Genomic DNA, 12,471 nt, shown 5'->3' with positions numbered 1-12,471 from the left:
CCGATATCCAGGCCAGCGAACAAGACGAACCAGACCCAGGAGACTGACAACATGACCCGCCTCGCCCTGCCTTTGCAGGCGCCGCAACAGCGCCTGCGCCTCACGCCCATCGCCGCCCTCTGCGTGGGGCTGTGCACCGCGCCGGCCTTCGCCCAGACCGCGCCGGTCTCTGCCGAGCAGAGGCTGGAAACCGTTACCGTGACGGGCTTCCGCGCCAGCCTCGAGTCGTCGATCAGCACCAAGCGCAACGCCGACGCCATCGTCGAGGCCATCTCGGCCGAAGACATCGGCAAGCTGCCCGACGTGTCCATCGCCGACGCCATCTCGCGCCTGCCGGGCCTGACCTCGCAGCGCGTCAACGGCCGCTCGTCGGTCATCAGCATCCGCGGCATGGCGCCGCGCTACGGCGTCACGCTGCTGAACGGCCGCGAGATCGTCTCCACCGGCGACAACCGCTCGGTGGAGTACGACCAGTTCCCGTCGGAGCTCATCAACGCCGCCACCGTCTACAAGACGCCCGACGCCAGCCTGTCGGCGCAGGGCCTGTCCGGCACCGTCAACATGAAGACGCTGCGGCCGCTGGACTTCGGCAAGACGATGGCCGTCATCGGGGGGCGCGTCGAGCGCAATTCCAACGGCGCGCTGAACCCCGAGATCTCGGGCACCGGCAACCGCCTGAGCGCGTCCTACGTGACGCAGTCGGCCGACCGCACCTGGGGCGCGGCCGTGGGCTTTGCCCACCTCGATTCGCCCAACCAGGAGCAGCACTACAAGAGCTGGTGGTGGGCCAACACCAAGGTTTGGGGCTCGCCACTGCCGGGCACGCCGGATGACTCCGTCGCGCTGCAGGGCTTCGAGCTGGGCGTGGCGTCGTCGCGCCAGAAGCGCGACGGCCTGATGGGCGTGCTGGAGTACAAGCCCGGCAACGGCTTCCACAGCACGCTGGATTTCTACTACTCCAGGTTCAACCAGACCGAGTCGCGCCGCACGGTGATGGCGGACATGTCCGTCTGGGCCGGCGCCAGCTGGAGCGGTGCGCAGACGACGATGGTCAACGGCGACAAGCTCGTCACGAGCGGCGCCGTCAACAACGTCAACCCGGTCGCGCTGACATCCTTCAATAAACGCAAGGACGACGTGCGCGCCCTTGGCTGGAACAACGAGCTGAAGCTGGCCGACTGGAAGCTGATGGCCGACCTGAGCTGGTCCAAGGCCAAGCGCGACGAGCAGAACGCCGAGCTGGCCGCCGGCGCGCCCACGCGCGTCAGCCTGGGCTCCGTCAACATCGCCACCGGCGACGGCATCTCCACCTTCCATCCGGCGTTCGACTACGGCGACGGCAGCAAGGTCGTGCTGGCCGACCCGCCGAACTGGGGCCGCGACGGCCGCAGCCAGTTCCCCAAGGTGGGCGACGAGATGAAGGCGCTGAAGTTCACGGTGGGCCGTGCGTTCGAGGGCTTCTTCAACAGCTTTGAAGCCGGCGTCGACTACTCCGAGCGCGACAAGAGCATGAACCGCCAGGAGGTCTACTACAACCTCAAGAACAACCGCGCGCCGGTGCTCATCCCCGCCAACCTGCTGCGCACGCCGACCGACCTGAGCTTCGCCGGCAGCCCCATCCGCATGGTCAATTTCGACGTGCCGAGCGCGCTGGGCCTGTACGACGCGGTGCCCGCCTCGGTCGACCAGGCGCCGGGCCGCATCTGGCAGGTGCACGAGAAAGTCACGGCGGCGCACGCCAAGCTGAGCTTCGACACCGAGCTGCGCTTCCCCATCCACGGCACGCTGGGTCTGCGCGTGGTGCGGGCCCAGCAGTCCAGCGACGGCATGCTGTGGAACCCGGTCACCAAGAAGGGTGACCCGATCAGCGGCGGCACCAGCTACACCGACGTGCTGCCCAGCATCAACCTGTCGGCTGACCTGACCGACAAGACCGTGGCGCGCTTCGCTGCGGCCAAGGTGCTGGCACGGCCCAACATGGAGGACATGCGCTCCGGCATGTCGTACAGCCTCAGCGGTACGGCACCCTTCCTGTGGTCCGGCAACGCCGGCAACCCGGCGCTGGAGCCGTGGCGCGCCGACGCGGTGGACGTGTCCGTCGAGCACTACTTCAGCAAGCGCAGCTACGTGGCGGCGGCGGCCTTCCACAAGAACGTCAAGAGCTCCGTCAGCGGCATGGGCGTGGACTTCGACTTCACCGGCTTCCCCAACCCGACGCCGAACCCGCCGACCAGCAACATCGGCACGCTGAACCGGCCCGTCAACGGCAAGGGCGGCATGATCGCCGGCACGGAGCTGAGCGGCTCCATCGACGGCGGCCTGTTCAACCCGGCGCTGGACGGCATCGGCGTGTCCTTGAGCTACTCCAACACGCGCAGCTCCATCCATGAGGACAACAACCCCAGCAAGCCACTGGATGGCCTGTCGGGCGTGTCGACGAACTTCACCGTCTACTACGAGCGCGACGGCCTCTCGGCCCGCGTCGGCAGCCGCCACCGCTCGCCGTTCACGACGACGGTGCGCGGCACCTTCGGCGAGAACGTGCCCAGCCAGATCTCCGGCGAAACCATCATCGATGCCCAGGTGGGTTACGCGTTCGAGACCGGCGCCTTCAAGGGTCTGTCGCTGACGCTCCAGGTCAACAACCTGCGCGACCGTCCCTACCGCACGCGGGTGGGCATCTCGTCCGGTGCCAGCGACCCGAACTCCACGCTGCCGGAACGCTTCACGCACTACGGGCGGCAGTTCCTGATGGGCGGCACGTACAAGTTCTGATCTGATTTCCCTGTTCCTGAAACCGCGCCGGCTTCACCGCCGGCGCCCCCACATCCGAAGCATGAGCTCCAACACCGCCCCAACCCGCAAAGACTTCCCCGCCGACTTCCGTTGGGGCGTGTCCACCTCTTCCTTCCAGATCGAAGGCGCCGGCCAGGAAGACGGCAAGGGCGAGTCGATCTGGGACCGCTTCTGCAAGGAGCCGGGCCGCATCCGCGACGGCGCCAACGGCAACGTGGCCTGCGACCACTACCACCTGTACCCGCAGGACCTGGACATGGCGAAGAAGATGGGCGTCAACGCCTACCGCTTCTCCATCGCCTGGCCGCGCATTCTCCCGAGTGGCCGCGGCGCCGTGAACGAGGCCGGCCTGGCGTTCTATGACCGCCTCGTCGACGCCATGCTCGAACGTGGCCTGGACCCCTGGTGCACGCTCTACCACTGGGACCTGCCGCAGGCGCTGCAGGAGCAGGGCGGCTGGCTGTCGCGCGACACCGTGGCCGCGTTCGTCGAATACACCGACATCGTCACCCGCCGCCTGGGTGACCGCGTCAAGCACTGGATCACGCACAACGAGCCGTGGTGCTCCTGCATGATGGGCTATTGGGAAAACGTGCATGCGCCCGGCGGCAAGAGCTTTGCCGACGCGCTGCAGGCCAGCCACCACGTGCTGCTGTCCCACGGCCAGGCGATTCCCGTCATCCGCAAGAACGTGGCCGGCGCCGACATCGGCATCACGCTGAGCCTGCATCCCATCACCGTGGCCAGCGACAGCGCCGAGGACGCCGCCGCGCTGCAGCGCCACGACGGCCTGCGCAACCGCTGGTTCCTGGACCCGCTGTTCGGCCGCGGCTATCCGGCGGACACGCTGGCACTCGTCGGCGACGCCGCCCCGACCGTGCTGCCCGGTGACCTGGACGCCATCGCCACGCCCACCGACTTCCTCGGCGTGAACTACTACTTCCCCGAGATGGTGAAGGACGATCCTGATCCGAAGACGGGTGGCCCGATGCGCGCCAGCCTCGTCGAGAAGCACGGCGTCGAGCGCACCGGCTTCGGCTGGGAGGTGTCGCCGCAAGGCCTGGTTGACCTGCTGACCCGCGTGCAGCGCGACTACAACCCCGCCGTCATCCAGCTGACCGAGAACGGCTCTACCTTCGAGGACGTGCTGACGCCCGAAGGCCGCGTGCACGACAAGGAGCGCCTGTCCTATCTGCAGCGCCACCTGGCCGCGCTGAAGCAGGCCGTGGACGCCGGCGTGCCGGTGAAGGGCTACTTCGCCTGGAGCCTGCTGGACAACTTCGAGTGGGCCGAGGGCTACCTGCGCCGCTTCGGCCTGGCCTATGTGGACTACCCCACCCAGCGCCGCATCCTGAAGGATTCCGGCCTCTGGTACGGCCAATTTCTGAACGAATAATTAACGCGATGCAAGCCGCCTGTTCGTGGGAATGGGCGGTTTCTAAATGAAATATTACAGGGTCATCCCGCAGGTCGGTTTTGCCGCCGCGGGTGACACTGCGGGCCTCGCCGCCCACAAGAATCCGGAGACAAGATGAAGTACCCCCGCCTCGCCCTGCTCGCCGCCGCCCTCGCCGTGGCCGCCCTGCCGGCTGCCGCCCAGGCGCCGCTGAAGGCCGAAGTCATCCACTGGTGGACGTCCGGTGGCGAGTCCGCCGCGGCCAAGACGCTGGCCGAGGCCTACAAGGCCCAGGGCGGCCAGTGGGTGGACACCGCCGTCGCGCTGGGTGAGCAGGCGCGCTCCGTCGCCATCAACCGCATCGCCGGCGGCAACCCGCCGACCGCCGCGCAGTTCAACACCACGCAGCAGTTCCGCGACATCGTCGAGCAGGGCTACTTGAACAACGTCGACGATGTGGCCAAGCGCGACGGTTGGGACAAGTTCCTGCCCGAGGCCGTGCTTAGCGCCATCAAGGTCAACGGCCACTTCTACGCCGCGCCGGTCAACATCCACAACATGAGCTGGTTCTGGTTCTCCAAGGCCGCCTTCAAGAAGGCCGGCATCGCGGAAGAACCCAAGACCTTCGACGAACTGTTCGCTGCGCTGGACAAGCTCAAGGCCGCCGGCCTCGTGCCGCTGGCCCACGGCGGCCAGCCCTGGCAGGACGGCATCGTCTTCACCGCCACGCTGGCCCACTTCGGCGGCCGCGACCTGTACCTGAAGGTCTTCAAGGACCGCGACCCCAAGGCCATCCAGGGCGAGGCGTTCAAGAAGGTGCTGCTGGCGTTCAAGCGCCTGCAGAGCTACACCGACAAGGGCTCGCCCGGCCGCAACTGGAACGACGCCACCGCCATGCTCATCAGCGGCCGTGCCGGCGTGCAGATCATGGGTGACTGGGCCAAGGGCGAGTTCGCCCAGGCCAAGCAGGAGGCCGGCAAGGACTACGGCTGCGCGCCGGGCTTCGGCCCGCAGGCACCCTACATCATCCAGGGCGACGTGATGGTGTTCCCGAAGACGAACAAGCCGGATCAGATCAAGGCCCAGCAGCTGCTGGCCAGCGTCATCACGCAGCCGGCCACGCAGGTCGCGTTCAGCATCAAGAAGGGCTCTATCCCCATCCGCACCGACGTGGACGTCAGCAAGATGGACCTCTGCGCGCAGATGGGCGTGGCGGCGATGAAGGACAAGTCGCGCCACCTGGCCAACGGCGAGATCTACATCACGCCCGACCAGAACGGCGCGTTGCAGGACGTGCTGACCAGCTACTGGAACCGCAACATCCCGGTCGAGAAGGTCCAGAAGGACATCGTGTCGGCTCTGCGGAACTGAGGGCCCGACATGAAACGCCGTGGTCTCGCGGCCTGGGGCGCGTTGCTGCCCCTGGCCCTCATCGTGGGTGTTGGCTATGTCGGCACCGTGCTGTGGACGTTGCGCACGTCCATGTCCAGCTCGCGCACTTTCCCCAAGGACGACTTCGTCGGCCTGCAGCAGTTCGAGCGCTTGCTGGACAACGAGCGCTGGCAGCTCGCCATCCACAACCTCGCCGTCTACGGCGTGCTCTACATCGTCGCGGCCATGGTGCTGGGCTTCCTGCTGGCCGTGTTCATCGACCAGAAGGTGCGCGGCGAGGGCGTGCTGCGCACCGCCTTCCTGTATCCCTATGCGATGTCCTTCGTTGCGACGGGCCTGGTCTGGCAGTGGGTACTCAACCCTGACAGCGGCCTGCAGAACGCGGTGCAGCAGATGGGCTGGACCGACTTCACGTTCGACTGGATCGTCGACCAGGACATGGTCATCTACACCGTCGTCATCGCCGGCACCTGGCAAGGGGCAGGCCTTGTGATGGCGCTGATGCTGGCCGGCCTGCGCGGCATCGATGAGGAGATCTGGAAGGCCGCGCGGCTGGACGGCATCCCCACCTGGCGCGTGTATCTCTCCGTCGTGCTGCCCATGATGGGCCCGACGCTGGCGACCGTCTTCACGCTGCTGGCCACCGGCGTCGTCAAGGTGTTCGACACCGTGGTCGCGATGACCCAGGGCGGCCCCGGCACAGCTAGCGACGTGCCCGCCAAGTTCATCATGGACCACCTGTTCGGCCGCGCCAACCTGGCGCTGGCCTCTGCTGGTGCCGTCATGCTGCTGCTGACCGTGCTCGCCCTCGTGGCGCCGCTGGCCTATGCCCGCAGCCGTCAGGCTGTGAAGGGAGGCCACTGATGGCCCGCAAGAAAGCCACCGCCCTGTGGGCGCGGGTCGGCGTCTACGCCTTCCTCGCCTTCGCCGCCGCCTTCTTCCTGCTGCCGCTGTACGTCATGCTGACGACGTCGTTCAAGAGCATGGAGGAGATCCGCCTCGGCCAGATCTTTGCGCTGCCGTCCAGCATCACCTTCGACGCCTGGCGTGCCGCGTGGAGCGAGGCCTGCACCGGCGTCAGCTGCGATGGCGTGCGCGGCGGGTTCTGGAACTCCGTCACCATCGCCGTGCCGTCCGTCGTGCTGCCCATCCTGCTGGGCGCCATCAACGGCTATGCACTGAGCTGGTGGAAACCCAAGGGCAGCCAGTGGCTGTTCGGCGTGCTGATGATGGGCGCTTTCATCCCCATCCAGGTGATGATCTATCCGCTCGTCAAGCTGGAGGCGGCCATCGGCATCTACAGCAGCCTGCCCGGCATCGTGTTCGTGCACCTGGTGTTCGCGATGCCCATCATGACGCTGCTGTTCCGCAACTACTACGCGGGCCTGCCGAGCGAGCTGTTCAAGGCGGCGCGCGTGGACGGCGGCGGCTTCTGGCGCATCTTCATCCAGCTGGTGCTGCCGATGTCCACGCCCATGCTCATCGTCGCGGCCATCATGCAGATCACCGGCGTGTGGAACGACTACATCCTGGGCCTGACCTTCGCCGGCCGCGAGAACCAGCCGATGACGGTGCAGCTCAACAACGTCATCAACACGACGACCGGCGAGCGCCTCTACAACCTCAACATGGCCGCGACCATCCTCACGTCGGCGGTGCCCTTGTTGGTCTATCTGATTTCTGGCCGCTGGTTCGTCCGTGGCATTGCTGCGGGAGCGGTCAAGTGAGTGGTGTGAACATCCAGGGCCTGAGCATCAAGTTCGGCGCCAACGAAGTCATCAAGGGGCTGGACCTGCAGGTCGTTGAGGGCGAGTTCCTCGTGCTGCTGGGGCCCTCGGGCTGCGGCAAGTCCACGCTGCTGCACAGCATCGCCGGCCTCATCGACGTGAGCGGCGGCAGCATCCACATCGGCGGGCAGGACATGACCGAGGCCGAGCCGAGCGAGCGCGGCATCGGCATGGTGTTCCAGAGCTACGCGCTGTACCCGACGATGACCGTCGAGAAGAACATGAGCTTCGGCCTGCGCGTGGCCGGCACGCCCAAGGCCGAGATCACGCGCCGCGTCGAGAAGGCCGCCGACATGCTGCAACTCACGCCGCTGTTGAACCGCAAGCCGGCCCAGCTGTCCGGCGGGCAACGCCAGCGCGTGGCCATCGGCCGCGCGCTGGTGCGCGAGGCCGGCGTGTTCCTGTTCGACGAGCCGCTGTCCAACCTCGACGCCAAGCTGCGCGCCGAGCTGCGCCGCGAGCTCAAGCTGCTGCACCAGAACCTGGGCAGCACGATGATCTACGTGACGCACGACCAGGTCGAGGCGATGACGCTGGCCTCGCGCATCGTCGTCATGAAGAGCGGCGTCATCCAGCAGATCGGCACACCCGCCGAGGTCTACGAGACGCCGGCCAACCTGTTCGTCGCCGGCTTCCTCGGCGCGCCGGCCATCAACCTCGTGCCGGCCAAGGTGGGCGCCGATGGCGTGACGCTCGACGGCACGCTGGCGCTGAAGCTCGCCGCCGGCCGCGTGAAGCCGGGCCAGAGCGTCGTGCTGGGCATCCGCCCCGAGCATGTGCGCCTGCAGGCCGACGGCCGCTGGCGCGCCACCGTGGAGCTGGTCGAGCCCATGGGCAACCACCAGGTCGTCTGGATGAAGTCCGGCGACCAGGGCTTCTCGGTGGTCGTGCACGACGGCCAGCGCATCACTGCCGGCGAGACGCTGGCCTTCGACATCGACGAATCCCTGCTGAGCGTGTTCGACGCGACCAGCGAACTCCGACTGGGCTAGGGCCTGTTCAGGCTACGGAGATCGGATGCGTTGCCACTTCAAAACCCGCGAGCAAGGCGCGAAACGAAGCCGGGGTATGCCCCCGGCGAGGCTTCGCAACGCTGCGCGCGGGTTTTTAAGTGACAACCCTTCGGGAGAGGGGCTGCGCGGGCGCAGGGCGTTGTTTCGACCCTTGCCCGGGCCTTAGCCCGGGCTGCGGCCCACGCCTAGCCCTGCGCCCGCGCAGCCCCTCTCGCACCGATTTCCGTAGCCTGAACAGGCCCTAACCATGAAACATCTCCTTTTGGCGGTTGCGACTGCCTGCGCCTTCGGTGCTAACGCTGCACCTGTACGGGCCTTCCTGACCACCGGCGACCAGCAGCACCTGCTGTCGCCCAGCGCCGTCGCCGCGCCCGCGAAGGCCGATGCCGTCATCCGCATCGACCCCCAGCGCCAGTACCAGCGCATGGCCGGCTTCGGCGCAGCCATCACCGAGGGCTCGGCCTGGCTGATGCGCAACGGCATGAGCCCGGCGCAGCGCGACGCGCTGATGAAGGAGCTGTTCACGCGCGAAGGCAATGGCGTGGGCTTCGACCTGACGCGGCTGACCATCGGCGCCTCCGACTTCTCGCGCCACCACTACAGCCTGGACGACATGCCCCCGGGCCAGACCGATCCGGAGCTCAGGCACTTCTCGCTCGCCCGCGAGCATGAGGACGTCATCCCCGCCACGAAGCAGGCGCTGGCGCTGAACCCGCAGCTGCAGGTCATGGCGTCGCCGTGGAGCGCGCCGGGTTGGATGAAGACGACCGACAGCCTCGTGCAGGGCCAGCTCAAGCCCGAGCACTACGGCAGCTTCGCCAGGTACATGGTGCGCTACGTCGACGAGATGAAGGCCGCCGGTGTGCCCATCTTCGCGCTGACGCTGCAGAACGAACCGCACTTCGAGCCCGGCGACTACCCCGGCATGCGTATGACGCCGCGCACCCGCGCCGAGGTCGTCGGCAAGCACCTGGGCCCGCTGCTGCAGGCCAAGGGCATGAAGACGCAGATCCTGGAGTGGGACCACAACTGGGACGAGCCCTGGAGCCCGCTGTCCATGCTGTCCGACGCGACGGCGCGCCAGTACGTGTCGGGCGTGGCCTGGCACTGCTACGCGGGCGACGTGTCCGCGCAGTCGCAGGTGTCCCGGCAATTCCCCGAGCTGGACGTTTGGTTCACCGAATGCTCCGGCGGCGAATGGAAGCCGCAATGGGACGAGACGCTGCCGTGGATGATGCGCAACCTCATCATCGGCAGCACGCGCCACGGCGCGCGTGGCGTGCTGATGTGGAACCTGGCGCTGGACCCCAAGCACGGCCCGCACCTGGGCGGCTGCAAGGACTGCCGCGGCGTCGTCACCATCGACCCCAAGGACGGCAGCGTCACGCGCAACATCGAGTACTACGCCTTCGGCCACGCCAGCCGCTTCGTGCGCCGCGACGCGCGCCGTGTCGACTCCGAGGGCGGCGCCCAGGGCATCGACCATGTCGCCTTCACCAACCCCGACGGCAGCACCGTGCTCATCGTCAGCAACTCCGCCGCCAAGGCACAGCGCTTCACGGTGCAGGCGCCGGGCCGGCGCTTTGCGTACGAGCTGCCGGCCAGCGGCGTCGTGACCTTCACCTGGTGATGCCCACAGGGGTGGCGGCAGGCGCCGGCCCGCGCGACGTGTCACCGCAGCGCTGACCGGGAACTTTCACCCCCTGGCGCGGGCAGGCATGCCGTCGCTAGGATGGGCCGATGACGGGGTTCCTGCTGATCAGCACCAGCCTGATCGCCATGCTGGGCGTGGCGCTGCTGGTGCTGGCGCGGCTGGAGCCGGGCCATCCGCACATCAGCGACTGGGGCTGGAGCCACGTGACGCTGGCGCTGGGCCTCACGCTGGGCGTGGCGCTGGCGCCGCCCGACCTGAACTCGCTGCACTACCAGGCGCAGGCCACGGTCGCCACCGCCTGCATCATCGCGTCGCTGGCGCTGGAGCTCGCCGGCGCGGCGCGCTACAGCGGCCGGCCCTGGCGCTGGGCGCGCAACGCGCCGCTGTTCGGCGCGCTGCTGGGCGTCATCCTGGCGCTGGCGCTGCTGGACCAGCGCTACGCCGTCGTCGTCGCGGCCCTGGTGCTGACCAGCGGCGCCTGGCTGGCGGCCTCGTGGCTGTGGCGTGGCGGCGCGCGCTCCGAGCGCTTTGTCGCCGCCTGCTTCATCGCGTCGGGGCTGGTGCACCTCAGCGGCCCCGCGCTGGACCCGCTGGCCCGCTCCATCCTCACCCACATCCTCGGCACCTACGTGCACGTGGCGCTGGCCATGGCGCTGATCCTGCTGTCCGTGCGGCGCGCCCACCACGAGACTGGCCAGGTCAACGCACGGCTGCGGCAGCTCTACGAGCAGTCCATGCAGGGCCTGGTCGTCGTGAAGGACGGCGAGGCGGTCTACGCCAACCCCGCTGCGCTGGCGATGTTCGGCGTGGACCGCCTGGGCGACAGCCGGTCCATCGAGTCCGTCATCGCGCCGGCCGACGTCGAGCAGACGCGGGCGCGCAACGCCCAGCTGCTGCAGCAGCGCGGTGGCCAGATCGCCTGGGAAGGCGAGCGCCTGCGCAGCGACGGCAGCGCGATCTTCGTGCGCGGCACGTCCAGCTACTTCGAGTGGGAGGGCAGCCCGGCGCTGCTGGTGCTGATGCTGGACGACACCGAGCGTCAGCGTGCCACCGAGGCGCTGCGCCGCCAGGCGCTGCACGACGAACTCACCGACCTGCCCAACCGCCACGCCGCGCTGGCCCGGCTGGCCGAGCTGACTCAGCCGGGCAGCCCAGGCTTTGCGCTGCTGTCCGCCGACCTGGACCGCTTCCAGCTCGTCAACGAAAGCCTGGGCCACGAGACCGGCGACGCGCTGCTGCAGGCCATCGCCGCGCGGCTGCGCGGCGCCTACCCACCCGACGTGATGCTGGCCCGGCTGGGCGAAGACCAGTTCCTGCTGCTGCAGCCCGGCGTGGGCGACGACACCGCCGCCGGGCTGGCCGGCCAGCGGCTGCTGGCACTGATGAACGCGCCCTTCGTGGTGGGCCACCGCGCGCTGTATGTGCACCTGTCGGTCGGCATTGCGCGCTACCCGGCGCACGGCCAGGGCGGCACCGCGCTGCTGAGCGCGGCCGACGTGGCCATGCACCAGGCCAAGCAGCAGGCCGGCGCGGCGGCGGTGGCCTTCCAGCCCGGCATGGCGGCCGGCGCCGGCGGCCTGCTGGAGATCGAGCAGGCGCTGGCCGCGGCCATCGAGCAGGGCGAATTCCAGCTGGACTACCAGCCCAAGTACGGCGCCGGCGCGCGCCGCCTGGCCGGCTTCGAGGCGCTGGTGCGCTGGCAGCGCCCGGGCCGTGGCCGCGTCAGCCCGGCCGACTTCATCCCCGCTGCCGAGCGCACCGGCCAGATCGTCGCGCTGGGGGCGCTGATCCTGCGCCAGGCCGTGCAGCAGCAGCGCATCTGGCAGCAGCAGGGCTTGGCGACGCTGCCGGTGGCCGTCAACGTCTCGCCGCTGCAGTTCGAGGACGTGGGCTTTGCCGACTGGGTGCTGGGGCTGGTACAGGCCCATGGCGTGGACCCGCGGCTGGTGGAGGTGGAGATCACCGAGACCGCCGCGATGACCCACATGGACCGCGTGCTGCCGCAGCTGGAGCGGCTGCGCCAGGCCGGCCTGGGCGTCGCGTTCGACGACTTCGGCACCGGCCAGAGCTCGCTGACGCTGCTGCGCCGCCTGCCCATCACGACGCTGAAGCTGGACCGCAGCATGATCGACCCGCTGCCCGAGCCGTCAGCCGGCGCCGTGGTGCGCGCGGCCTGCGTCGTCGCCGAGGCGCTGGGCCTGGCCATCGTCGCCGAGGGCGTGGAGACCGAGGCCCACGCCGCCGAGGTGGAGCGGCTGGGCTGCACGCACCTGCAGGGCTGGCTGCTGTCGCGCCCGCTGCTGGCGGACGCGGCCGGTGCGCTGCTGGCCCGCGCCGGCGAGCCTGCGTCGGGCGCCTAGCTGTGACGTTCCGATAGGTTGTTCATCCGTCCCTGATTTGGGAAGCTGGGGTTGTCGAGACCTCCCGCAACCC

The 12,471-nt window shown here is 68.7% G+C and carries 8 protein-coding genes; all 8 read left to right on the top strand.

All coding sequences use genetic code 11. The annotated features are described in order from the left end of the window. The first annotated feature begins 51 nt into the window (after positions 1–51). The 8 genes from AC1Q7O_RS10485 to AC1Q7O_RS10450 all read left to right on the top strand — a co-directional run bounded on the left by AC1Q7O_RS10485 (position 52) and on the right by AC1Q7O_RS10450 (position 12,398). Positions 52–2,775 carry a TonB-dependent receptor gene (locus AC1Q7O_RS10485; protein ID WP_492661619.1) on the top strand — a complete coding sequence of 908 codons (2,724 nt, stop codon included), beginning with the start codon at positions 52–54 and terminating at the stop codon, positions 2,773–2,775. Positions 2,776–2,836: 61 nt separating this feature from the next. Next, a complete protein-coding gene (locus tag AC1Q7O_RS10480; RefSeq protein ID WP_492661620.1) occupies positions 2,837–4,192 on the top strand; it encodes a GH1 family beta-glucosidase in 1,356 nt (451 codons plus the stop codon). A gap of 135 nt (positions 4,193–4,327) precedes the next feature. Beyond that, positions 4,328–5,563 (top strand): ABC transporter substrate-binding protein, encoded by a 1,236-nt coding sequence (locus AC1Q7O_RS10475; protein WP_492661621.1) that lies wholly within the window; start codon positions 4,328–4,330, stop codon positions 5,561–5,563. A 9-nt stretch (positions 5,564–5,572) separates the two neighbouring features. Next, a complete protein-coding gene (locus AC1Q7O_RS10470; RefSeq protein ID WP_492661622.1) occupies positions 5,573–6,448 on the top strand; it encodes a carbohydrate ABC transporter permease in 876 nt (291 codons plus the stop codon). Continuing rightward, positions 6,448–7,311, top strand: coding sequence for a carbohydrate ABC transporter permease (locus tag AC1Q7O_RS10465; protein WP_492661623.1), 864 nt, complete (start codon positions 6,448–6,450; stop codon positions 7,309–7,311). Before AC1Q7O_RS10470 ends, AC1Q7O_RS10465 begins: the two co-directional genes overlap by 1 nt. Continuing rightward, complete coding sequence (locus tag AC1Q7O_RS10460; protein ID WP_492661624.1) at positions 7,308–8,363, top strand: ABC transporter ATP-binding protein; 1,056 nt, start codon at positions 7,308–7,310, stop codon at positions 8,361–8,363. The genes AC1Q7O_RS10465 and AC1Q7O_RS10460 overlap by 4 nt, the downstream gene beginning before the upstream one ends. A gap of 268 nt (positions 8,364–8,631) precedes the next feature. Continuing rightward, positions 8,632–10,014, top strand: a complete 1,383-nt coding sequence (locus AC1Q7O_RS10455; RefSeq protein WP_492661625.1) for a glycoside hydrolase family 30 protein — start codon at positions 8,632–8,634, stop codon at positions 10,012–10,014. Positions 10,015–10,124: 110 nt separating this feature from the next. Further along, positions 10,125–12,398: a putative bifunctional diguanylate cyclase/phosphodiesterase gene (locus AC1Q7O_RS10450; protein WP_492661626.1), complete on the top strand. Its 2,274-nt coding sequence runs from the start codon at positions 10,125–10,127 to the stop codon at positions 12,396–12,398. Positions 12,399–12,471 lie beyond the last annotated feature (73 nt).

The sequence above is a fragment of the Roseateles sp. GW823-FHT07B05 genome, assembly GCF_058794515.1.
Note: the sequence above shows the minus strand (reverse complement) of the source record. Positions and strands in the feature narration are given on the sequence as shown.